Origin of the sequence: Lysobacter sp. H21R4 (assembly GCF_015277535.1) — a bacterium.
GTDB lineage: Bacteria > Pseudomonadota > Gammaproteobacteria > Xanthomonadales > Xanthomonadaceae > Novilysobacter > Novilysobacter ciconiae.
In genome coordinates this window covers 1,082,581-1,104,815 of record NZ_CP063772.1, presented here as the reverse complement: position 1 = coordinate 1,104,815, position 22,235 = coordinate 1,082,581, and the positions used below count along the sequence as shown (strand labels likewise).

20 protein-coding genes and 1 tRNA gene are annotated in these 22,235 nt (G+C 68.2%); 15 read left to right on the top strand and 6 right to left on the bottom strand.

What is annotated here, in order from left to right; all coding sequences use genetic code 11:
• The first annotated feature begins 14 nt into the window (after positions 1-14).
• The 11 genes from INQ40_RS05130 to INQ40_RS05080 all read left to right on the top strand — a co-directional run bounded on the left by INQ40_RS05130 (position 15) and on the right by INQ40_RS05080 (position 12,333).
• Entirely contained in the window at positions 15-1,013 is a 999-nt protein-coding gene (locus INQ40_RS05130) for a MoxR family ATPase (RefSeq protein ID WP_194342096.1), read from the top strand.
• 11 nt (positions 1,014-1,024) lie between these two features.
• Positions 1,025-1,930 (top strand): DUF58 domain-containing protein, encoded by a 906-nt coding sequence (locus INQ40_RS05125; RefSeq protein ID WP_228482128.1) that lies wholly within the window; start codon positions 1,025-1,027, stop codon positions 1,928-1,930.
• Positions 1,927-3,141, top strand: coding sequence for a BatA domain-containing protein (locus INQ40_RS05120; RefSeq protein ID WP_194342095.1), 1,215 nt, complete (start codon positions 1,927-1,929; stop codon positions 3,139-3,141). Before INQ40_RS05125 ends, INQ40_RS05120 begins: the two co-directional genes overlap by 4 nt.
• A complete protein-coding gene (locus tag INQ40_RS05115; RefSeq protein ID WP_194342094.1) occupies positions 3,138-5,363 on the top strand; it encodes a hypothetical protein in 2,226 nt (741 codons plus the stop codon). Before INQ40_RS05120 ends, INQ40_RS05115 begins: the two co-directional genes overlap by 4 nt.
• The gene (locus INQ40_RS05110) at positions 5,360-7,198 is read left to right on the top strand and encodes a hypothetical protein (protein ID WP_228482127.1); all 1,839 of its coding nucleotides are present in this window, start codon (positions 5,360-5,362) and stop codon (positions 7,196-7,198) included. Before INQ40_RS05115 ends, INQ40_RS05110 begins: the two co-directional genes overlap by 4 nt.
• A 55-nt stretch (positions 7,199-7,253) precedes the next feature.
• Positions 7,254-7,330 (top strand) — tRNA-Arg (locus INQ40_RS05105).
• A 104-nt stretch (positions 7,331-7,434) separates the two neighbouring features.
• Positions 7,435-8,967, top strand: coding sequence for an aldehyde dehydrogenase family protein (locus tag INQ40_RS05100; protein WP_194342092.1), 1,533 nt, complete (start codon positions 7,435-7,437; stop codon positions 8,965-8,967).
• An 87-nt stretch (positions 8,968-9,054) separates the two neighbouring features.
• Entirely contained in the window at positions 9,055-9,318 is a 264-nt protein-coding gene (locus INQ40_RS05095) for a DUF4190 domain-containing protein (RefSeq protein WP_228482126.1), read from the top strand.
• A gap of 2 nt (positions 9,319-9,320) precedes the next feature.
• Complete coding sequence (locus INQ40_RS05090) at positions 9,321-10,379, top strand: quinone-dependent dihydroorotate dehydrogenase (protein ID WP_194342090.1); 1,059 nt, start codon at positions 9,321-9,323, stop codon at positions 10,377-10,379.
• Positions 10,376-11,416 (top strand): UDP-N-acetylmuramate dehydrogenase, encoded by a 1,041-nt coding sequence (gene murB, locus INQ40_RS05085; RefSeq protein ID WP_194342089.1) that lies wholly within the window; start codon positions 10,376-10,378, stop codon positions 11,414-11,416. The genes INQ40_RS05090 and murB overlap by 4 nt, the downstream gene beginning before the upstream one ends.
• A gap of 47 nt (positions 11,417-11,463) precedes the next feature.
• Positions 11,464-12,333: a DMT family transporter gene (locus INQ40_RS05080; protein WP_194342432.1), complete on the top strand. Its 870-nt coding sequence runs from the start codon at positions 11,464-11,466 to the stop codon at positions 12,331-12,333.
• 6 nt (positions 12,334-12,339) lie between these two features.
• Here the strand turns inward: INQ40_RS05080 and INQ40_RS05075 are convergent, their stop codons facing one another.
• Together INQ40_RS05075 and ispG are read right to left on the bottom strand one after the other, a co-directional pair.
• Complete coding sequence (locus tag INQ40_RS05075) at positions 12,340-13,092, bottom strand: phosphatase PAP2 family protein (protein ID WP_228482125.1); 753 nt, start codon at positions 13,090-13,092, stop codon at positions 12,340-12,342.
• Between the two features lie 67 nt (positions 13,093-13,159).
• Entirely contained in the window at positions 13,160-14,428 is a 1,269-nt protein-coding gene (ispG, locus tag INQ40_RS05070; protein ID WP_194342088.1) for a flavodoxin-dependent (E)-4-hydroxy-3-methylbut-2-enyl-diphosphate synthase, read from the bottom strand.
• A gap of 62 nt (positions 14,429-14,490) precedes the next feature.
• Between ispG and INQ40_RS05065 the strand changes: the two genes are divergently transcribed.
• The gene (locus INQ40_RS05065) at positions 14,491-16,500 is read left to right on the top strand and encodes a M13 family metallopeptidase (protein WP_194342087.1); all 2,010 of its coding nucleotides are present in this window, start codon (positions 14,491-14,493) and stop codon (positions 16,498-16,500) included.
• Between the two features lie 108 nt (positions 16,501-16,608).
• Here the strand turns inward: INQ40_RS05065 and INQ40_RS05060 are convergent, their stop codons facing one another.
• Entirely contained in the window at positions 16,609-17,265 is a 657-nt protein-coding gene (locus INQ40_RS05060) for a rhomboid family intramembrane serine protease (protein WP_194342086.1), read from the bottom strand.
• A 64-nt stretch (positions 17,266-17,329) separates the two neighbouring features.
• Positions 17,330-17,662 (bottom strand): MGMT family protein, encoded by a 333-nt coding sequence (locus INQ40_RS05055; RefSeq protein ID WP_194342085.1) that lies wholly within the window; start codon positions 17,660-17,662, stop codon positions 17,330-17,332.
• A 35-nt stretch (positions 17,663-17,697) separates the two neighbouring features.
• Between INQ40_RS05055 and INQ40_RS05050 the strand changes: the two genes are divergently transcribed.
• Positions 17,698-18,108, top strand: a complete 411-nt coding sequence (locus tag INQ40_RS05050; protein ID WP_193986753.1) for a hypothetical protein — start codon at positions 17,698-17,700, stop codon at positions 18,106-18,108.
• A gap of 63 nt (positions 18,109-18,171) precedes the next feature.
• On the opposite strand, the gene INQ40_RS05045 is transcribed toward INQ40_RS05050, so the two are convergent.
• On the bottom strand, positions 18,172-19,299 hold the full coding sequence (locus INQ40_RS05045; RefSeq protein ID WP_194342084.1) for an inorganic phosphate transporter: 1,128 nt from the start codon (positions 19,297-19,299) through the stop codon (positions 18,172-18,174).
• A 10-nt stretch (positions 19,300-19,309) separates the two neighbouring features.
• Entirely contained in the window at positions 19,310-19,936 is a 627-nt protein-coding gene (locus tag INQ40_RS05040) for a DUF47 family protein (protein WP_193986751.1), read from the bottom strand.
• A 327-nt stretch (positions 19,937-20,263) separates the two neighbouring features.
• Between INQ40_RS05040 and INQ40_RS05035 the strand changes: the two genes are divergently transcribed.
• On the top strand, positions 20,264-21,604 hold the full coding sequence (locus INQ40_RS05035) for a hemolysin family protein (RefSeq protein ID WP_194342431.1): 1,341 nt from the start codon (positions 20,264-20,266) through the stop codon (positions 21,602-21,604).
• Positions 21,588-22,229 carry an exopolysaccharide biosynthesis protein gene (locus INQ40_RS05030; protein WP_193986749.1) on the top strand — a complete coding sequence of 214 codons (642 nt, stop codon included), beginning with the start codon at positions 21,588-21,590 and terminating at the stop codon, positions 22,227-22,229. The genes INQ40_RS05035 and INQ40_RS05030 overlap by 17 nt, the downstream gene beginning before the upstream one ends.
• Positions 22,230-22,235: the final 6 nt, after the last annotated feature.

Here is a 22,235-nt window from a genome sequence, read left to right as displayed (position 1 = left end):
TCAACGGGATACCCATGAACGACGCCCCCACCGAAATCGACATCCAGTCCGAGCTGGCCGGACTGGACACCCTGCGCGACGCCATCGCCAAGGCGATCGTGGGCCAGAACGAGGTGGTGGAACAGTTGCTGATTGGCCTGCTCGCCGGTGGCCACTGCCTGCTTGAGGGCGTGCCCGGGCTGGGCAAGACGCTGCTGGTGCGCTCGCTGGGGCAAGCGCTCGACCTGGGCTTTCGGCGCATCCAGTTCACTCCGGACCTGATGCCCAGCGACATCATTGGCACCGAGATCCTGGAGGGGGACCACGGCACCGGGCATCGAAGTTTCAAGTTCCAGCGCGGGCCGGTGTTCACCAACCTGCTGCTGGCGGACGAGCTCAACCGCACGCCGCCCAAGACCCAGGCCGCGCTGCTGGAGGCGATGCAGGAGCGCACCGTCACCTACACGGGCGTCACCCATCCGTTGCCCTCGCCGTTCTTCGTGCTGGCGACCCAGAACCCGATCGAGCAGGCCGGCACCTACCCTCTGCCGGAGGCCCAGCTCGACCGCTTTCTGTTGCATGTGCGGGTCACCTACCCCACCCAATCCGAGGAACGCGACATCCTCGTCCAGACCACCGGCACCCACCACGCCGAAGTCCCCCGGGTGATGGACGGCGACGCGATCCTGGCCTTGCAGGCGCGTGTGCGCGAGGTCCATCTGGGTGACGAGCTGCTGGACTGGATCATTCGCCTGGTTCGCGCCACGCGACCCGATAAAGGCGCGCCCGGCGAAGTGCGGGAGTGGGTGAAATGGGGCGCCGGCCCGCGTGCAGGACAGTCGCTGGTGCTCGCATCCAAGGCCCGGGCCTTGCTGCATGGACGCCTGGCCGCGACCCGCGAGGACGTGCTTGCGCTTGCCGCGCCGGTCCTGCGCCATCGCCTGCTGTTGTCGTTCACTGCCGAGGCCGAACAGAAAAGCACCGATGACGTCATCGAAGCGCTGTTGAGGGCCGTCCCGCTGGCGCCACGCTGAGTCGCGATCCCGTGGCCACCTCACCTGCCGCCGTGCCCGACCTGATTCCGCCGCAACTGCGTGCGCGGCTGAAAGGCATCCAGATCTCGGCGCGCCAAGCGGCAGGCCCGCAGGGCTTCGGCCTGCACCAAAGCCAGAACCGTGGCGCCGGGCTGGAGTTTTCCCAGTACCGCGCGTACGAGCCCGGCGACGAGCTGCGCCAGGTGGACTGGAAACTCTATGCGCGCTCGGACCGCTTCTTTGTCCGTGAGTCGGAGCGTGACAGCCCGCTGGACCTGTGGATCCTGATCGACACCAGCGCGTCGATGGCGCAGGAGGACCGCGCGCGCCCGGGATGGTCCCGCCTTGACGCGGCCAGGACGCTCGCCGCCTGCCTGATCGAAGTGGCCCTGCGACAGGGCGACCGCTTTGGATTGGCCATGATCGGCGGTGAGGGCTTGCGGGTTTCCGGGCTGGGCGCCGGAGCGCGCCATCGCGATCGATGCGTGCTGGAACTCCGCCGTCTGGCGGCTGCCGGCGCGTGGCCGGACGAAGCGCGGCTGCGACCGCTATGGGAGCACGTGGCTGCCCGCAGCCTGGTCGTGTTCCTGGGCGACACCTTTGATGAGGAAGTCGTGCGCCTGGCCGAGCGCCTTGCCGCGGCCCGTCGCGAAATATTGAACGCGCAGATCCTCACCACCGAGGAGCGTGACTTCCCGTTCCTTGGCGGCCATCGTTTCCGCGATCCGGAAACCGGTGAGGAGTTGATCGCCGACGGTGCCGCCGCGCGCGACGGCTTCATCGCCCGCTTCGCCGCGGCGCGGGCCACCCTTGCCAAACGCCTAGCCGCCGGCGGTATCCGCCACGTCGAATACGTGCTCGACGAGCCGCTCGACCTCCCGCTGCGACGCCTGTTCAACGCTGGCCGCGTGGCATGACGCTGTCGCTCATGTTGCCGCTGGGGCTGGCTGCGTTGGCATCGCTGTTGGTGCCTGTGCTAGTGCATCTGGCCCGGCGCAGCGAACAGCGCGTGGTGGTGTTCGCCGCCCTGCGCTGGCTGCAGGCAAAGCCGCAACCTCGACGCAGGCACCGCCTCGATGAAATCCCCCTGTTGCTGCTGCGCCTGCTGATGCTGGCGGCCCTGGCCTTGCTGATCGCCGAGCCGGTACTGTTCGGGCGCCCGGACCGCACGCCCCGTGTGCTGGTGGCACCTGGCGTCGACGTCACGTCCCTTCGCCGCGACAGTGGCTTTAGCGACGCGCGTTGGCAACGACTGGCGCCGGGCTTTCCAACGATCGACGATGCCGGCGTCGATGCGCCCGGGCTGCCAAGCGATCGCCAGGCGTCCCTGTCCAGCCTGTTACGCGAGTTCGACGCGAGCCTGCCCGCCGGCACGCCACTGACGGTGCTGGTGCCACCGGTCATCCCCGGCGCCGATGCGGAACGGCCCGTCCTCAGCCGCACGGTCGACTGGCGCGTTGTCCCCGACGGCGTACCGCCGTCAGCACCGCCTGACGCCACCGACACCCGCCCGCCCATACCGACGCTGATGGTCCGCTACACGCCGGAGCACCCGGAAGGGCTCAAATATCTGCGGGCCGCAGGTGCCGCATGGCATGTGGCGCGCGGCGGCGGTTCGGCGGCTGAGGACGACGCCGAGGCGGCAGTTACGGTCGCGACTGGTGCCACGCCGCTCGCTGGGTCCCGTCTGGCCTGGCTGGTACCCGGCCCGCTGCCGGATGCGGTTCGCCAGTGGGTTGCCGCTGGCGGGGATGCCCTGCTTGCAGCGGAGGCCATCGCACCGGAGCTGGAGGGTGCGCCCGTCATCTGGCGCGATGCCACCGGCCCGCTTGCGCGCGGGACCCGTTTGGGACGTGGCCGATTGATGCAACTGGAGCACGAACTTTCTCCCGCCGGGATGCCGATCCTGCTGGAGCCGGACTTTCCCGAGCACCTGAGTGCCTTGTTCGCCGGGACACCCCCTCATCCGGCCTGGGTCGATGCCAAGGCGCACGCCCCGCGCGTGGGCGCGACGCCCTACCCGGACGCCCCCCGCCCGCTTGCGCCGCCGTTGGCCGGGCTGATCGCGCTGATGTTCCTCGTCGAGCGATGGATGGCCAATGGCCCGCGTCGCAGGACGGCTGCATGAGCACAGCCGACACCCGCCTGCGGCGAGCACGTGAGGCTGCGGCCCGGCGCGCCCGCCTCCAGGCCGCACTGTTGGCACTGCCGTGGCTGCTGATTGCAGCCGCCGTCGCCTGGCGGGTCAATGCGGCGGCCTGGTCGATCCCGGTGCTGGCGGCGATCGCGCTCGTCGCGGGCTGCCACGCCTGGCAGGTGGGACGCGCGTTCGACGAACGCTGGCTGGCGCGGACGCTCAATGCACGGCGGCGCGACATGGAAGACAGCGCGGACCTGCTGTTCCCGCATCGGCCTGCGACCAACCCCCTGGAGCATTTGCAACAGCAGCGCCTGCGGCAACGGGTGCACGACGGCCCGCAGATCGACCTGCGGGCGCCGTGGCGACACCGCCGCCTGCTGCTCTGGGGCGCGCTTGCCGCCGCGCTCGCAGGCGCGGTGGTCCTCTATCCGGAGCCGCAGCAGAAATCCTTAACTGCCAGCATTGCCGGCACCGAGCGAGCGTCGCCCGACCGTCCCGCGCAACTGGTTGGCGTGAGCATCGACATCCAACCGCCCGCCTACACCGGCGTGGCTGCAACCCATATCGATACCCTCGCCGCGACGGTAGCCGAAGGTTCCGTCCTGCAATGGACCCTGCGCTTCGCGCCGATGCCGCAACAGGTCGAACTGGTTTTCCACGACGGCGAGCGACTCGCGCTCGAGCGCGACGGCGATGCCTGGGTTGGCCGGCGCCGCATCGATCGCCCTGCCCTGTATCACCTGCAGCTGGAGCACCCGCTGCCGTCGGCACAGGGGGCCGAGAACCGGATCGACGTGACCCCGGACGAGCCACCCGAGTTGCGCGTGCTCAAGCCGCTGCAAACCCTGACCATGGCGGCGCCCGGGCAGAGCCCATGGGCGCTCGAATTCGAGGCCAGCGATGACTACGGATTGTTTCCCTCCGCCGAGTTGAGCATCACCCGGACCGTAGGCAGTGGCGAGAACATCAGCACCCGCCAGCAGACGATCACCTTGCGCGGTCGAGGCGGCCCCAAGCAGATGCGCTATGCCCACCAGATCGCGCTCGCCCCTTTGGGCATGGTCGCCGGTGAGGACCTGATCGTGCGGCTCAGCGTCAGTGACCGGCGAACGCCGTCGCCGCACACCGTTGTGAGCCCCAGTTACATCCTGCGCTGGCCGGCGCCGCCAGTCGTCGAGTCGGCCGACCTGGATGGCCAGGTCAAGCGCGTCATGCCGGCCTACTTCCGCAGCCAGCGCCAGATCATCATCGACGCGGAGGCGCTGCTGAAGGAGAAGCCGCGGCTGGCGGCCGACCGCTACCTGGAACGGTCAGACCGCATCGGCGTGGACCAGCGGCTGCTTCGCCTTCGATACGGCCAGTTCCTCGGAGAGGAAACCGGAGGCACGCCGCAACTGCTTCCCACCAACGACGCCCAGGACGTGCACCAGACCGACCTGCCGATTGAAGTCGCATCGGAGGCACCGGCGCCAGCACCGGCGCCAGCACCAGCGCCGGATCGCGCCCATGCGGCCGAAGACGAAGACGGGCACGACCACGCCGAAGGGATCCAGCGCGAGCCGACCTTTGGTGAGGAAGCCGCCGTGCTCGAGCAGTTCGGCCACACCCACGACCATGCGGAGGCGGCGACGTTGCTGGATCCCGCAACCCGCGAACTGTTGCGATCCGCGCTCAACGAGATGTGGCAGTCAGAACTCAAGCTTCGCCAGGGTGAGCCGGACCGCGCGCTGCCCTTCGCACACCGGGCATTGGAACTCATCAAGCAGGTGCAGGAAGCCGAGCGCATCTACCTGCCGCGCGTGGGCAGCCAGGTGCCGCCGATCGATCCTGGCCGGCGCCTGAGCGGTGACCGCCGCGGCATTGTCAGTCGTCGCGATCCGCTGCATCCGGCAACCGCGCCCGATCCGACCGCTGTGGATGCCTGGCGCGCGCTGTCGCCAACGCCCGGCGCCGCAGGCCCCGACCTCGACGTCGACGAGCTTGCTCGCTGGGTCGACTCGCAGGAGGTCGCTGAAGCGGATCCGCTCCAGCTGGCAGCGGCCATAGCGGAAGTACGCCGCGACCCGGCTTGCCGCGAATGCCGTGCGCGCCTGCGCGGTGCGCTGTGGCCGCTGGTGACAAGGCCACCCGCCGCGGCGTCGGAGCGGTCGTCTGCAGGTGAAGCCGGCGACGCCTATCTGGACGCACTGCAACGCGAGGGCCAGCAATGAGCCCGCAACTGCTGCTCATCGGAATTCTTGCGATCGCCGTGCTGCTGGGCAGCGTTCGCGCCCTCCGGGTCCGGACACGGCTGCCTCGGGAGTCGCGACCCCATCCCTTGCGCACGACAATGCTGTTGCTCACCCAAATTGCCAGCGCCAGCCTGCTCTACTTCGTGCTGTTCCCGCCGCCGGTCCCGCATGAGCCGGGGACCCTGGTCGTGCTGACTGCGCGTGCCGACGAGGTCGCCGCGCAGCGTGTCGTCGGCGACCGCACCGTGGCGTTGCCCGAAGCCGGCACGAGCATGCGCGCCGACGCCGAGCGCTTTCCCGACCTCGCCAGCGCATTGCGCACCTATCCGGCGACCCAACGCATCCGTGTCCTGGGCGCCGGGCTGGTCGCCCGCGACCGCGACGCAGCACGCCGGCTGGAAATCGAGTTCCGCGCAGCGCCGCAGCCACCGGGTCTGGTCGAAATCCACTCCCCGCAGCGCGTGGCCGCCGGACGACGGTTCGCCGTCAGCGGACGGGCGGAGGCAGTCACTGGCGGATCGGTCGAACTGCGCGATCCGGCCGATCGCCCGGTGCATCGCAGCGAGCTCGGCGACGACGGGCAGTTCACGCTGCATGCCAGCGCACGCAGCGCCGGCCTGACGCCCTATCGAGTGCTGGTGCTGGACACCGAAGGCAACACCATCGACGAGGCTCCGGTACCGGTTGACGTGACGCCCCCACGCGACTTGAAGGTGCTCGTACTGGCCGGTGCGCCATCGCCGGAACTCAAGTACCTGCGCCGCTGGGCGCTGGACGCCGGCGCCGGACTCGACACCCGCATCAGCCTGGGCGCCGGCACCCAGGTCGGCACCGCGCCCGGCCGATTCGATGCCGCGGCGCTGGATCAATTCGACCTGCTCGTACTCGACGACCGCAGCTGGGGCGCCCTCACCCGCGATCAACACGAGGTCCTCGCCGCTGCGCTCGACCGGGGCCTGGGCCTGTTGCTGCGGATGACTGGGCCGCCGGGCGACGCCGACCGCCAGCGATTGGCGGAGCTGGGCTTTGACGTCGCCCGCACCAACCCCGACCCCGGGATCCGCCTCGGCGGCGAATGGGTCGGGCCGGGCGACGCCGCCGACGCACTCCCAAGCCTTGCCCGCGGGGTGCGGGTGACCGCTGCTGACGGTATTGAATTGCTTGCTGACGGCGCAGGGGCGCCGCTCGGGTACTGGGTGGCGCATGGGCGAGGCCGCGTCGGCGTATGGCCGCTGGTCGACAGCTACCGCCTGGTCATGGCGGGACGGCAGGACGTCCACGGCGAGATCTGGAGCAGCGCCTTCAGTACCCTCGCCCGCGCCAGCGTCGCGACCACATCCCCGGTCACGATTGAAGCTGCCGCGCCGTACCAGCGCAGCGTGATCTGCGGCATCGGCGAAGGCGCGCAGGTGCTGTCGCCTGTCGGTGACCCCGTCACCCTGAACATCGATCCGGCCAGTGGCGACGCCGACTGCGCCGGGTTCTGGGCAGATGCTCCGGGTTGGCACGAGCTGCGCGACGCTGAGCACACGCAACCGTTCCTGGTTCCGTCTGCAGGACAAACCCCGGCAATGACCGCCAACGCGTTGCGCGAAGCGACTCTGATGCTTGCGGCTGGCGCGGGCGGCTCCCCGGATGCCACAGGAGCCTCCGCACAGCACCCACCCTCACAAACCGGCCGCCGCTGGCCGTGGTTCCTGGTCTGGCTGGCTACCGCGACCGCTTGCTGGTGGCTGGAGCGCTCGCGTTGGGGCCTTCGCCTGGCAAAGAACCGCGCTAAAACGGAGGCCCGCAGTGATCGGCCAAGGCCATAGCAACGCCGCGCCTCGCGCCACCCCGGCACCGGTTCATGCGAAAATAGGCTGTTACGGCCCCGTAGCTCAGCTGGATAGAGCGGTCCCCTCCTAAGGGACAGGTCACACGTTCGAATCGTGTCGGGGTCACCATTCGTCGTCTGCGAGACTTTTCGCGGCATCGCCGCGTGCCCCGCCCGGATTCGACCGCGGCTTGAGGCGCGGCCTCACCACTGTTCGATCAACAGGAGATCTTCATGACCCATCCCGTCCTCACTGCGCTCGGCCTGAACGACACCGAATCCGGCACGTACCTCGGCAATGGCGAATGGGCCAAGGCCGGCAACGCAGGCACGCTGGAGCCGCTGAGCCCGACCGACGGCGAGTCACTGGCGAAGGTGCATGCGACCACACAGGCCGACTACGACACGATCGTCGAGCGCGCCCAGGCTGCCTTCAAGGTGTGGCGCAGCACGCCGGCCCCGCGCCGGGGTGAAGCGGTGCGCCTGTGCGCCGACGCGCTGCGCGAGCACAAGGACGCGCTGGGTTCGCTGGTCGCGCTGGAGATGGGCAAGTCCAAGCCCGAAGGCGACGGTGAAGTGCAGGAAATGATCGACATCGGCGAGTTCGCCGTCGGCCTGTCGCGCCAGCTGTATGGCCTGACCATGCATTCGGAGCGCCCCGGCCACCGCATGTACGAGCAGTGGCACCCGCTGGGCGTGGTCGGCGTGATCTCGGCGTTCAACTTCCCGGTCGCGGTGTGGGCATGGAACGCGCTGGTCTCGGCGGTCTGCGGAAACATCACCATCTGGAAGCCGTCGCCCAAGACTCCGCTGTCGGCGATCGCCTCGATCAAGATCTGCAACGAGGCGCTGCGCAAGGGCGGCTTCCCCGACATCTTCTTCCTGTTCAACGACGCGGGCACCGAGCTGGCCCAGAACTTCGTCGACGACAAGCGCATCAACCTGATCAGCTTCACCGGCTCGACCAAGGTCGGCCGCCACGTGGGCGAGCGCGTCGCGCGCCGCATGGGCCGCTCGCTGCTGGAGCTGGGCGGCAACAACGCGATGATCGTCGATGCCAGCGCGGACCTGAAGCTGGCGATCCCCGCGATCGTGTTCGGCGCGGTCGGCACCGCCGGCCAGCGCTGCACCTCCACCCGCCGCGTGTTCATCCACGAGTCGATCTACGACGACGTGCTGGCCAAGCTGGTCACCGCCTACAAGCAGGTGGAAGGAAAGATCGGCGATCCGACCGACCCGGCCAACCTGATGGGCCCGCTGAACAGCCCCGAAGGTGTCAAGGAATTCCTTGCCGCGATCGAGAAGGCCAAGGCGGCCGGCGGCAAGGTCGAGTCCGGTGGCGAGGCGATCGACCGCAAGGGCAACTTCGTCCTGCCAACCCTGATCACGGGCCTGGCCAACAGCTCCGAGGTGGTGCAGACCGAGACGTTCGCCCCCATCCTGTACGTGATGAAGTTCAGCACGCTGGACGAGGCGATCGAGATGCAGAACGACGTGCCTCAGGGCCTGTCGTCGGCGATCTTCACCGAGAGCCTGAAGGCGGCCGAGCAGTTCCTCGCCGCGTGGGGCTCGGACTGCGGCATCGCCAACGTCAACATCGGCACCTCCGGCGCCGAGATCGGTGGCGCGTTCGGCGGCGAGAAGGAAACCGGCGGCGGTCGCGAGTCCGGCTCGGATGCATGGCGCGCCTACATGCGTCGCCAGACCAACACCATCAACTACTCCGACGAACTGCCGCTGGCGCAGGGCATCAAGTTCGACCTGTAAGCCTCCACCCACCGAGCAACGTCGATGAACACATCCGTCTCCGCCCCGCTTCCGCCGCCGACGCAGCACGTCCGCCGGACCAGCAGCATGGCCGTCATCAGCCTGGTCGCCGGCATCCTGGGTTGGACGTTGCTGCCGTTCGTGGGCAGCATCGCGGCCATCGTTACCGGGCATATGGCGCGCAGCGAGATCAAGCGCGGCAACGGGACGGTTGAGGGTGACGGGCTCGCGGTCAGCGGGCTGGTGCTGGGGTACGCGATGGTCGCGCTGGCGATCATCTCGATCATCGGCGTGCTGCTGCTGTTCGGTGGTCTCGCGGCCTTCCTCGCGCTTGCCTCCAACTGGGGGTAGGCGTGTACGGTCTGGCCCGCCCGCTGCTGTTCGCCATGGATGCCGAGCGCGCGCATGACCTTGGTCTGCGCGCGCTCGATGTCGCATGGCGATCGGGCGCGGCCTCGCTGCTGTCGAAAGTCCCTGCCCCGCTGCCGACACGCGCTTTCGGGCTGGAATTCGCCAACCCGGTCGGACTGGCCGCCGGCCTGGACAAGAACGGCGAGCACATCGATGCACTGATGGCACTCGGCTTCGGCTTCGTCGAGATCGGCACCGTCACGCCGCGCCCGCAGGACGGCAATCCGAAGCCGCGGATGTTCCGCCTGCCCTCGCAGAAGGCGGTGATCAACCGGCTGGGCTTCAACAACGCCGGCGTGGATGCGCTGGTGCGCAATGTCGAGCGGGCCGACCGCAAGGGCGCGCTGCTGGGCATCAACATCGGCAAGAACAAGGACACCCCCAACGAGATCGCCGACGGCGACTACATGTACTGCCTGTCACGCGTGTATGAGCTGGCCGACTACGTCACCGTCAACATCTCCTCGCCCAACACGGCCGGGCTGCGCGAGTTGCAGGAGGAGCAGACCCTGCGCCGGCTGGTGGGCACGCTGCGCGAGGAGCAGGAACGCCTGGGCGCCAAGCATGGCCGGCGGATCCCGATGCTGGTGAAGATTGCGCCGGACCTGTCGGACCCGGATATCGAGGCGTGTGCCCGCGTGCTGACGGAGATGGAGGTCGATGGCGTGATCGCGACCAACACCACCGTCTCGCGCATCGAGGTGGAAGGTGTGCGCGGCGCCGACGAGGCCGGCGGACTGTCCGGCAAGCCGCTGATGGGCCGTTCCACCACCGTGTTGCGGATGATGCGCACGCGCCTGCCCGAGTCGATCCCGTTGGTGGGTGTCGGCGGCATCCTCAGCGGCGCCGACGCGGTGACCAAGATGGCTGCGGGCGCCACCCTGGTGCAGTGCTACTCGGGCCTGATCTACCGCGGCCCGGGCCTGATCAAGGAGTGCGTGGAAGCGATCCGCCGCCGCAAGTTCGCGCCCAGCGGCGGACCGTTGCCGCCGGCTGCATGAGCGATTCCGTACGGCTGTTCCGCAATGTGCCGCTGAAGTCGCGCAACACCTTCGGCGTGCCTGCGTTCGCCCCTTTGCTGGCCGAAGTGGACGACGCCTCCGTCCTGCCCGACGTGCTGGCCTCAGCCGACCTCCGCGACCATCCGCCACTGGTAATTGGCGGTGGCAGCAACCTGTTGTTCGTCGGCGATCCGCAGGTTCCTTTGCTGGCCCTGACCGGCAACCGGGTGACGGTGGTTGGAGAAATGCATGGCGCGGCGATCCTGCGTGCCGACGCCGGTACCACATGGCACGCACTGGTCATCGAATCGCTCGCACTCGGCCTTTGCGGACTGGAGAACCTGGCGCTGATCCCCGGCACCGTCGGCGCCGCACCGATCCAGAACATCGGCGCCTATGGCGTGGAGGTCGGCGAGTTCATCCACCGGGTGGAGGCGTTCGCGCCGGCCACCGGCGAGTGGCATTACCTCAGCCCCACCGACTGCGCGTTCGCCTATCGCGACAGCCTGTTCAAGCGTGAGTCCGGCCGCTTCATCATCACCGCGGTCGAGTTCGCCCTGCCGCGCGATTTCAGTCCGCGCCTGAGCTATGCCGGCATCAGCGCGCAACTGGAGTCGGCGGGCGTTTCGAACCCCACGGCGCAGGATGTCGCCGCCGCGGTCGTCGCCATCCGCCGCAGCAAGCTGCCCGATCCTGCGGTGATCGGCAACGCCGGCAGCTTCTTCAAGAACCCCATCCTCCCGGCTGCACAGGCCAGCGCCCTGCAGGATGCCAACCCGTCGATGCCGACATTTGCCACCGGCTCGGACGCGACGAGGAAGGTATCCGCGGCATGGCTGATCGATGCCTGCGGCTGGAAGGGTCGCCGCAACGCTGATGCGGGCGTCTCGGCGACCCACGCGCTGGTGCTGGTCAACCACGGCGCGGCCAGCGGGCTGGAGCTCTACGAGCTCGCCCGGGAGATAGCGGGGTCGGTGCGCGAACGCTTTGGCGTCGCACTGGAGCCGGAACCGCGACTGATCGGCGCCACCTGGTGACAGCACCGAAACCACCGAACTCCATCCACACCCGCGCAGCACTGCTGATGCTGGGCAGCACCGCATTCTTTGCGCTGATGGTGATCACCATCCGCCTGGCATCCGAGTCGCTGCACACCTTCGAGATCGCCTTCTTCCGCAGTTTCTTCGGCATGCTCGCGGCCCTGCCCCTGTTGCTCAAGCACGGGCCCGGGCTGCTGCGAACGCAGCAGATGCCGCGCTACATCGTGCGTTGCGTACTGGGCACGTTGTCGATGTTCTGCGGCTTCTGGGCGATCGGCCACCTGCCATTGGCACAGGCGGTATCGCTGTCGTATTCCACGCCGCTGTTCGTCACCATTGCCGCCGTGCTGTGGCTGGGGGAGCAAGTGCGCGTGCGCCGCTGGAGCGCGGTCATCCTGGGCTTCATCGGGGTGCTGGTGATCGTGCGCCCGGGCACGACCGAGTTCAGCGCGGCCTCGCTGGTCGCGGTCTCGGCCGCGATCATCAGCGGCATCGTCGCCATCCAGATCAAGCAGCTGGCGTACACCGAGCCCGCGGACCGCATCGTGATCCTGACGACGATCCTTTGGGTGCCGCTGTCGCTGCTGCCGGCGCTGTGGGTGTGGGAATGGCCGCACGGCATCGTCTGGCTGTGGGTGGTGCTGGCCGGCGTGCTGGGCACCGGCGGGCACATGCTATGGACCCGCGCGCTCAAGCTGGGCGAAGTATCGGCGCTGATTCCGATCAGTTTCATGCAGCTGCCGATCGTGGTGGTCTTCGGCTACTTCCTGTTTGGCGAGGCGCTCGACCGCTGGACCCTGCTGGGCGCGGCGATCATCTTCAGCGCCAATGGCTATATCGCGCACCGCGAAGCCAGCCTGGCCCGCAGGGCGGCGAGCACCGCGCCGACCAGCGCGGCCAAGCCAGGCAACTGAGGCCGTTCAGCGCGTGCGCTGGCCGCGGGCCGGCCAGGTGGGCGCGCGCAGCCGGTATACCGCAAGGTGGCAGGCCGCTGCCCAGGCGCTGGCCACGGCCCAGCCTGCAAGGATGTCGGAGGGGTAATGCACGCCCAGGTACACCCGAGACGTCCCCACCAACAGGACGAAGGCCGACATTGCGGCAATGACGGGCCAGCGCCAGCGGGTGTGCCAGGCAAGCACGATCACGACCGCGGCCAGCGTCCCCGAGCCCATCGCGTGCCCGCTGGGGAAGCTCGAGGTGAGTTCGGGCGTGATCGATTCCCACAGCGACGGCCGGTCGCGGCTGAAGATGCGCTTGGCCGAGAGGTTCAGCAGCGCCGAGCCCACTATCGCCATCGACGCAAACGTGGCGGCGCGCAGGTGGCGGCGTAAACACAATCCCGCGATCAGGACGATGTCCACCGGCACGACGCCGTAGAGATAGCCGAGCTTCGAGACCGCGACAAAAAACCGGTCTGCGCCGGCACTTGCCATCGCGCGGAGACCCCGCAGGATCGGCTCGTCAAAGCCGAAGACCGCACCGGCGCGCAGCTCGCCGGCGAGTTCGGAAAATCCCCACAGCGGCAGCAGCAGGGTCAGGAAAACAAGCACCAGCGGCCAGCCGAACCCCCGGGCGATGCGCGCCAGCTGGCGTTGTTCCCGGCGAACGATTTCCGGAGCGCCCTCGCCGGACGGCGCCGTGTCGTCGGGCAACGCCACTTCGTCGGATGGCAAGCGAACGTCGGCGAGGTGACGGTCGGCACCCGCCGCGTCCGGCGCCACCGGTGCTCGCGAAGGCGGCTCAGGCTCCCCGGGCGCCGCCATGGTGGCGCTCGACATACGCATCGATCAGGCCGAGGAACTCATCGGCAATGTGCTCGCCGCGCAGGGTCACGGTTTTCTCGCCGTCCTCGAACACCGGCGCCGAAGGCGCCTCACCCGTCCCCGGCAGGGAGATACCGATGTTGGCGTGGCGCGATTCACCCGGTCCGTTGACGATGCAGCCCATCACCGCAAGGGTCAGGTTTTCCGCGCCGGGGTGGGTGATCTTCCACTCCGGCATCTTCGCCCGGACGTGTTCCTGCACCTTTTGCGCAAGCTCCTGGAAGAAGGTGCTGGTGGTGCGGCCGCAGCCGGGGCATGCGGTGACCATCGGCGTGAACGCGCGCAGGCCCATCGTCTGCAACAGCTCCTGGGCGACGATCACCTCGTTGGTCCGCGACTGCCCGGGCTCGGGGGTCAGCGATATGCGGATGGTGTCGCCGATGCCTTCCTGCAGCAGCACGCCCAGGGCGGCGCTGGAGGCGACGATGCCCTTGCTGCCAATGCCCGCCTCGGTCAGCCCCAGGTGCAGGGCGTAATCACCCCGCGCGGCCAACTCCCGATAGACGGTGACCAGTTCCTGCACGCCGCTGACCTTGGCGCTGAGCACGATCCGGTCCGCCGGCAGCCCGATCTCCACCGCGCGCGCCGCCGAATCCAGCGCCGAGCGCAGCAGCGCCTCGCGCAGCACGCGGCCGGCGTCCCACGGCTGCGCGCGCAACGCGTTCTCGTCCATCAGCTCGCGCGCCAGCGACTGGTCCAATGAACCCCAGTTCGCGCCGATGCGCACCGGCTTGCCGTACTGGATTGCCAGCTCGATCAGGGTCGCGAACTGGGTGTCGCGCTTCTTGCCGAATCCGACGTTGCCCGGATTGATGCGGAATTTCGCCAGTGCCTCCGCGGCCGCCGGCTCGGCGGTAAGCAGCTGATGGCCGTTGTAATGGAAGTCGCCGATCAGCGGCACGGGCGCGCCGATCATCGCCAACTTGTCGCGGATGCGGGGCACCGCGGCGGCGGCCTCGGCGTTGTTCACCGTAATACGCACCAGCTCCGAGCCGGCACGCCACAGATCGGCCACCTGCTTCACCGTCGAATTGACGTCGGCGGTGTCGGTATTGGTCATTGACTGTACGACGACCGGCGCCCCGCCGCCCACGGTGACACCACCGATGCTGACCGCGCGCGTGACGCGGCGCGGCATCGGACCGAAGGCAGGGGCGAGGCAGGGCAAGTCGACGTGTTGGCTCATCGGGCCATTGTACTGCCCGCCACCTTGATAGACTGCCGGGGATAATCTGGATGGACTACCCGATGACCCTTCGACCCCTGTTTTGTGCCCTCGTGATCGGCTTGACCGCCGGCCTCGCCTCGCCGTCCGCCGGCGCCCAGGAGGCTGCCGATGCCTGCACCGACTTCCACGGCTTCGCCAATGCCGGCTGGCTGATGGCCAACCCGCTGCCGGCAGGCGCGGACACGATTTCCGCCCTCGGCCAGCTCGAGACGCGCGCGCGCCAGGAGCAGATCGACCTGCTCAACAGCGCGATGCAGGCGCCGCAGGGCCCGATCCAGCAATTGCTGGGCGATTTCTGGGCCAGTGGCCTGAACGAGGCGGGCGTGGAAGCCGATGGCGCCCAGCCGCTGGCACCGCTGCTGGACCGGATCGTCGCGATCAAGCGCAGCAAGAGCATCGCCCCGGCCATCGCCGCGCTGCACCAGGTGGGCATCCCCGTGGCGTTCCACTTCGGCGCCGATATCGACCTGGCCGACCTGTCGCGCCACATCGGCTACTTCAGCCAGGGCGGCGTGGGCCTGCCCGATCCGGCCTATTACCTGCGCACTGACGAGCCGACCCAGGCCGTGATGGGCCAGTACCGCGCCTACATCGAGAAGATCCTCGCGCTCACCGGCGTCAAGGACAAGGAGCTGGCCAAGCAGGCGCAGCTCGTCATCGACCTGGAAACACGTCTGGCCAAGGCGTCCCGCCCGCTGGCCGAGCTGCGCGATCCGCGCAGCAACTATGGCGCCGTCGACACCGCCGGCCTGGCGGCCCAGTACCCGAACCTTGAGCTGGACAAATTCCTCGAAGCGCAGGGCGTCAGCATGCCCACGGTGTCCATCGCCAGCCCGACGCGTCTGGCGGAAGTGGACCGGCTCGTCGGCGAGCTCAAGCCCGAGCAGTGGCGCGCCTACCTGCGCTGGCGCGTGGGCGACTCGATGGCGCCCTACCTGGCCAAGGCCTGGCGGGACGCCCACTTTGATTTCCACGGCCGCGTGATTGCCGGCGCCTCCGCGCCACCCGCGCGTGAGCAGCAGGTTCTGGATGCGATCAACCAGGCCGCCGGCCCGATGCTGGGACACGAGTACGCCGCCCGTTTCCTGAAGCCGGAAACCCGGGCCGAGGCCATGCGGATCACCGGACAGGTGCGCAGCGCACTGGCCGACTCGCTGGCGCGCGATACCCGCATCAGTGAGCAGGCCCGCGCGGAAGCGTCCGCCAAACTGGCGAAGATGAAGATCGAGCTTGGCGTGCCCGCGCGCGACCTGGACTTCACCATCCAGCCGATGGGGCGCGGCAGCTTCGGCGGCAACATGCTCATCGCATCGACCTGGCGCCACCGCGAGGAAATGCGCCGTATCGGCGAGAACAATGCCGACCGTCGCTGGGACGTGCTGCCGCAGCAGCCGGCGCTCACCTACGACCTGGCCCAGAACCGCCTGATCGTCACTGCCGCGGCGCTGCAGGCGCCCCTGCTGGACCCGTTGGCGCAGACCGCGACCCGCTACGGCAGTTTTGGCGCCCTGGTCGGACACGAGATCAGCCACGGGTTCGATTCGCGCGGCCACCATATTGCGGCCGATTCGGAAATCCGCGACTGGTGGACCCCACAGGACGCTTCCACTTGGGAGACCTTGGGCTACCGCGTCGTGGGCCAGTACGGCGGTTTCGACGTTCCGATGCTCAATGGCACCAAGGTCAATGGCGTGGCGACCCGCGACGAGAACATCGCCGACATTGCCGGCGTCCAGCTGGCCTGGGAAGCCTTCAACAAGGCCGCACCGGAGGCTGACAAGAAATCCAAGCAAGCCTTCTTTGAAGGTTGGGCCGGACTGTGGCCGCAGCACATGAGCGCCGCCGCGGCGGCGCAGCTCGCCGCGCACGGCGTGCATGCGCCGGGCAAGTGGCGCACCAATGGCCCGCTGATGAACATGGCGGCATTTGGCACGACCTATGGCTGCAAGGCGAACGCGCCGATGCAGCTGAAGGCCGACGAGCGCATCGTGCTGCGCCCGGAGCCGGTCGTGGAAAAGCGTAAGAAGTAAGCCGCGCAGCCCGCAATCCACGAAGTAGAAAAGAAAACGGTGCGTGCAGACGCGCCGTTTTCCGTTTTCCGTCTCCGGTTGTGCGGCGGCGGTATCGGTCTGCCTCGCTCAGCGCACCACACGCGGCCGCGGCGGGCCGCGGCGACCAAACGGTGGCTGTCCGCGCCAATAGCGGATCAGCAGCCACCCGAACAGCATTCCGCCCAGATGGGCGAAGTGCGCCACCCCCGGCTGATAGCCGCTGAAGCCCAGCATCAACTCGATGGCACCGTAGACGATCACCAGCGTCCGCGCCTTCATCGGGATCGGCGGGATCAGCAGCATGACGCGCTGGTTGGGAAACAGCATGCCGTACGCCAGCAGCAGGCCGAACACCCCACCCGAGGCGCCCACCGTCGGGTACGCCATGCCGCCCTGCGACATCGTCCACGCACCCACCGCCAGCTGGCACGCCGCCGCGCCCGCCACGCAGACCAGGAAGAACGTCAGGAAGCGCCGCTCGCCCCAGGTGTGCTCCAGCGGCGCGCCGAACATCAGCAGGGCGACCATGTTGAACAGGAGGTGGGTAAAACTGCCATGCATGAAGCCGTAGCTGAGCAACTGCCAGGGCAGAAACTCGCGACCCGGATACAGGCCCTCGCCACCGCCGATGGGCCACAGCATGAACGCGGAAAGGGCGGCTTCGCCGAGGACGTTCTGGAGCAGGAACACCACCGCGTTGGCGATCAGCAATGCGCGGGTGACGGGGGGAAGGTTGGAAAACATCGCAGCTCCTGGCAAGTAGCGCAATGGTAGCCGCTGATCAGGCCCGACAGGAGCGAACCGACTCTCAGCCGTGATCACCCCAGATCTGCTGGTCGACCGTGGGAGCCGGTCGCAGGCCGCGCACCCGTCCCGCTTCGACCTTGACCCCCTCCGACCTGAGCCTGGCGCATTGCTCCAGATACGATGCCGATCCCGGCGCAAACGCGATGCGCCCATCGGCGCGGACCACGCGGTGCCAGGGAAGGCCGGGATCGTCGTTGGTGGCCAGCAGTCGCGCCACCATGCGCGCCCGCCCCGGCAGGCCGGCGCGGCGGGCGACTTCGCCGTAGCCGGCCACCTGGCCTGCAGGGATGGCGCGGATCGCCGCGATCACGCGGACGTTGGCCGGGTTTTCCATCGCGGTAGCATAGGCCTCCCCCGCCGGAGTCCGCCATGCACACCTTCAAGTCGATCCGCCAGCACCTCACCGGTGCCGGGTTCAATGTCGTCCTGCAGGACGAGGGCGTTGCCAGTATCGAGCTGTCGCTGGAACAGGGCAGCCGCCACCAGACGATCTTCCTGTCCGAACTGCACGACGAGGACGGACGTCCCTACCTGCGGGTAAGCAGCGCCGTCGCGCAGGCCGATGGCATCGATGCCGCGCGCGCGCTCAACTTCAACTGGCAGAGCCGGGTCGGCTATCTGGCGATCGGCGAGATGGGCGGCGATCCCTACCTGCAACTGTGCGAGAACCGCCCGTTTGAGGGCCTGGATGGCGCCGAAGTCCACCGCCTGGTGCTGGACATCGGCGGCACCAGCGATCGCATGGAACGGGTGCTCTCGGGCGAGCGCGACGTGCTCTAGAGGACGCGCTTCAGAGGACGCGCATCAGCGACGTTCGCGCGCGACCTGCGGAGGGGACCGGGACTATGCCCAGCCCATGGCGACCATGCCGCGGAACGCCAGCCAGGCGATGCCGCCGGCGGCCGGAATGGTCAGGATCCAGGCCCAGATCATCCGTTCCACGATCGTCCACTTGATCGCGTTCAGACGCTTGGCGGTGCCCACGCCCATGATCGCGGCGGAGATGTTGTGGGTGGTGGAGACCGGGATGCCCAGCGAGGACGCGGCGAGGATCACCGAGGCGGCGCTGGTCTCGGCCGCGAATCCGTGGATCGGGTGCAGCTTGACCAGCTTGTGGCCCAGCGTCTTGATGATCCGCCAGCCGCCCGCCGCGGTGCCGGCGGCCATCACCAGCGCACAGGCGATCTTGATCCACAGATCGATGTCGCCGTCGGTCAGTGCACCCGGGGAAGGATGCAGGAACGCCAGCCAGCCCGGCAGGTTGTCCAGCACGCCGGTGCTCTGGGCGCTGACCAGGGTCAGGGCGATGATGCCCATGGTCTTCTGCGCATCGTTCATGCCGTGCGCGAAACCCATGCCCGCCGCGCTGACGATCTGCGCCTTGCCGAAGAAGCCGTTGACCCAGCGCGGTCGTGCCAGGCGCGCGAGGACACCGCCACTGCTGGCCATGCCGGAAATCACCGCAAACAGCACGGCCATCATCACGAAGCCGGCCACGAAGCCCAGGATCGGCGAGCTGAACATCGGCACGACCACTTTCCACAGCACGCCGGCGCTGTGATAGATCGGCTCGGCCGGCTGCGACCAGATGATCGCGTCGAAGTTGTTGGACGCCGCCGCCAGCGCCGCGCCGATCAACCCGCCGATCAGCGCGTGCGAGGATGAGGACGGCAAGCCGATCCACCAGGTGATCAGGTTCCAGACGATCCCGCCCAGCAGTGCGCACAGGATCAGTTGCGCGCCCACTTCGACCACGCCGATATCGATCAGCCCCGAGGCGATCGTCTTGGCCACCGCCGTGCCGACCAGCGCGCCGAGGAGGTTCATGCTCGCCGCCAGCGCGACCGCCTGCGCCGGCGACAGCACCTTGGTGGCCACCACGGTGGCGATGGAGTTGGCGGTGTCGTGGAAGCCGTTGATGTACTCGAACACCAGCGCGACGAGGACCACCGTCATGACCAGGGTCAACATGCGGGGCGCCTCAGGAGTTCTTCAGCACGATGTCGTAGGCCACCACACCGGCCTCGCGGCAACGGTCGATCGCTTTCTCGAGGATCTCGAAGAACTCCTTCAGCAGGAACATCTGCAACGGCTCCAGGTCGCCGGAGTAGATCTCGCGGTACAGCTCCAGCATCAGCCGGTCGGCTTCGTTCTCGATGGAGCGCAGCTCGTCGTTGAGCGCCTTCATCGGCCCCAGCTTGATCTTGCGCAGCTGCTTGACCATCTTCACCACCACGCTGGCGGCCTGCTCCAGCATCGCCGCGCGCGGGGCGAAGTCGATGTGCTCCAGGTGCTGCACGGCCAGGGTGTAGCGATCGGCGAACTTCTCCGCCTGCTTGTTGATCTTGTGCAGCGCCGAGCTGAGCGCTTCGATGTCCTCACGCTCGATCGGGGTGATGAAGCTGTCGACCAGTTCCTGGCTGATCTTCTCCGACGCGTCGCGCTCGCGCTGGCGGGCCAGCTTGAACGCATCGAGCGCAGGTTCGCGCTGATCGCCCTTGAGCATCTCGTGCAACGCACGGGTGCTGTCGTGGGCGGCAACCGCCGACTGCTCCAGCAGGTCGTAGAACTGGTTGCCTTGGCCGAACATCGTCTGCAGGGAAAACATCGGTGCAATACCTCGTCGTGCCGTAAGGCAACGTTTCGCGGTGGGAGGCCGAAATCCGGAACACGGAGCCGGACATCATGAATACGGCCCGGGCGGCAACCCGGGGGGTGCGATTATGACGGTTTCACCGGCTTCACGCCCAGTCATTGATCGTTCCGGGGCCGGCACGGGCTACCTGCTAAAATCCGGCGGCGTCGCTTGGACGCGTCAATACGGTCTCCTGCGCTCCATGGGCGACGATCCAAAACCTCCGTCTACATGCTCCACGGCGCCCTCGTGCCGCCGTGGCCCAGCGGTGCCCTGCCCCATCCGGATGAGGCCAGCGGCATGCTGAAGTTCGGGATCGTGCTGGTGCTCATCGCGTTCAACGCATTTTTTGCGTTGTCGGAGATGTCGGTTGTCACCTCGCGCAAGGCGCGCTTGCGGCACATGGCGGTCACCAGCCGGCGCGCGCGCAAGGCGCTGGACCTGGCCGAACACCCCGACCGCTTCCTCTCCACCGTGCAGGTCGGGATCACCCTGATCGCGATCCTGACGGGTATGTTCGGCGGCGAGGCCATCGGCTCGGCCATCGGCGCCTGGCTCGCGCTGCAGGTGCCTTTCCTGGGTGAATACGCGGGCACCATCGGACTGGTGATGGCGGTGGGACTAATCACCTACCTGAGCATCGTGTTGGGCGAGCTGCTGCCCAAACGGCTGGCCCTGCTGGCCCCGGAAAAGCTCGCCAGCTTCGTTGCCGCGCCGATGCACTGGGTGTCCTGGATCGCCACGCCGGCGGTCTGGCTGCTGATGGTGAGCACGCAAGGCATGCTCAAGCTGATGCGCCTGGACCAGACCCAGGCGTCCAGCGTGACGGAAGAGGAGATCCGGCTGCTGGTCAGCGAGAGCCATGAGCAGGGCGTGATTGATGCCGACGAACGCAAGATGATGAACCGCGTGCTCGGCCTGGGCGACCGCACCGCCGACAGCCTGATGACGCCGCGCACCCGGATCACCTGGCTGGACGCGGGCGCGCCGCTGGATGAGAACCTGGAAACGATGCGCAGCTCGCCGGTGTCGCGCTTCCCGGTGCTGCGTGGCACCGACCAGGACGTGATCGGCGTGGTCGAAGCCAAATCACTGCTGCGCGGTCTGATGCCGGGCGTGCCGATCGACCTGTTCGGGCAGATGCGCGAGGCGCTGTTTGTCTCCGAATCCACCCACGCGATGAAACTGCTGGAGATCTTCCGCGAGGAGCAGCAGTCGCTGGCGCTGGTGGTGGACGAGTACGGCGACGTCACCGGCCTGGTGACGGTCAATGATGTGATGGGCGCCGTCATCGGGCGCGTCCAGGCCGGCATGGGCAACGGCAGCAACGAGACCAGCGACGACACCGCCGGACCGGTGGTGCAGCGCGCGGACGGCTCATGGCTGATCGACGGCAGCCTGCACCTGGAGGACCTGCACGAACTGGTTTCCGGGTCGGTGCCCGGCGAGGACGAGCATGACTTCCATACTGCCGCCGGAATGGTGATCGCCCACTTCGGCCGCATTCCCAACGTCGGCGAGCAGTTCGCCTGGCCGGGCTGGCGGATCGAGGTGATCGACCTGGACGGGCCGCGGATCGACAAGCTGCTGCTGCAGAGCGAGCCGGTGCAGGACCCGGAAAACGATGAAACCAGCGGATAGCGGCACCGGCGCACACGCGACGGACGGTCACGCCGTCGGCACCCGGGCGCTGCTGGACTCGTTCACCATCGGCGATCCCGACGAGATCCTGCCGCTTGGCGCCATGTTCGGCGGGCTGGGCAAGCGCTCGTTCGGCATGCTGGTGTTCATCGCCATCCTGCCAGCCTTCCTGCCGATCCCGGGCGTCGGCGGTGCCAGCGGCCTGCTGGTGGTGCTGCTGGGACTGCAATTGATGGTGGGTCTGCCGACCCCGTGGCTCCCCGGTTTCGTGGCCCGGCGCGGGCCGACGCGCGAGACCGTCAGCCGCTTCCGTGACCGGATCTCACCGTGGCTGGCGCGGCTGGAGCGCGTGTCGCGGCCACGGGCGCCGGCGTTGCTCGAGCGACGCCTGTCCAACCTCGTCAGTGGCCTGTTGCTGGTCGCGCTCGGCCTGCTGCTGTGCCTGCCCATCCCGTTCACCAACTACGTGTTCGGGGTGCTGTTACTGCTTTTCGCGCTGGCATTGCTGGAGCGCGACGGCTACCTGATGGGCGCGGCCTGGGTCGCGGGAACCGCTGCGGTGGTCTTCTTCAGCCTGGTATCGGGGCAGTTGGCGACCGCGGTCGCGCACTGGATCCACGGCTGAGCGGAC

Coding starts and splice junctions, on each gene's coding strand:
- INQ40_RS05100 (WP_194342092.1), top strand. CDS start 7,435: ATGACCCATCCCGTCCTCACTGCGCTCGGCCTGAACGACACCGAATCC.
- INQ40_RS05130 (WP_194342096.1), top strand. CDS start 15: ATGAACGACGCCCCCACCGAAATCGACATCCAGTCCGAGCTGGCCGGA.
- INQ40_RS05040 (WP_193986751.1), bottom strand. CDS start 19,936: ATGTTTTCCCTGCAGACGATGTTCGGCCAAGGCAACCAGTTCTACGAC.
- INQ40_RS05045 (WP_194342084.1), bottom strand. CDS start 19,299: ATGTTGACCCTGGTCATGACGGTGGTCCTCGTCGCGCTGGTGTTCGAG.
- INQ40_RS05115 (WP_194342094.1), top strand. CDS start 3,138: ATGAGCACAGCCGACACCCGCCTGCGGCGAGCACGTGAGGCTGCGGCC.
- INQ40_RS05095 (WP_228482126.1), top strand. CDS start 9,055: ATGGCCGTCATCAGCCTGGTCGCCGGCATCCTGGGTTGGACGTTGCTG.
- INQ40_RS05060 (WP_194342086.1), bottom strand. CDS start 17,265: ATGTTTTCCAACCTTCCCCCCGTCACCCGCGCATTGCTGATCGCCAAC.
- ispG (WP_194342088.1), bottom strand. CDS start 14,428: ATGAGCCAACACGTCGACTTGCCCTGCCTCGCCCCTGCCTTCGGTCCG.
- INQ40_RS05120 (WP_194342095.1), top strand. CDS start 1,927: ATGACGCTGTCGCTCATGTTGCCGCTGGGGCTGGCTGCGTTGGCATCG.
- INQ40_RS05055 (WP_194342085.1), bottom strand. CDS start 17,662: ATGGAAAACCCGGCCAACGTCCGCGTGATCGCGGCGATCCGCGCCATC.
- INQ40_RS05110 (WP_228482127.1), top strand. CDS start 5,360: ATGAGCCCGCAACTGCTGCTCATCGGAATTCTTGCGATCGCCGTGCTG.
- INQ40_RS05080 (WP_194342432.1), top strand. CDS start 11,464: ATGCTGGGCAGCACCGCATTCTTTGCGCTGATGGTGATCACCATCCGC.
- murB (WP_194342089.1), top strand. CDS start 10,376: ATGAGCGATTCCGTACGGCTGTTCCGCAATGTGCCGCTGAAGTCGCGC.
- INQ40_RS05065 (WP_194342087.1), top strand. CDS start 14,491: ATGACCCTTCGACCCCTGTTTTGTGCCCTCGTGATCGGCTTGACCGCC.
- INQ40_RS05050 (WP_193986753.1), top strand. CDS start 17,698: ATGCACACCTTCAAGTCGATCCGCCAGCACCTCACCGGTGCCGGGTTC.
- INQ40_RS05030 (WP_193986749.1), top strand. CDS start 21,588: ATGAAACCAGCGGATAGCGGCACCGGCGCACACGCGACGGACGGTCAC.
- INQ40_RS05035 (WP_194342431.1), top strand. CDS start 20,264: ATGCTGAAGTTCGGGATCGTGCTGGTGCTCATCGCGTTCAACGCATTT.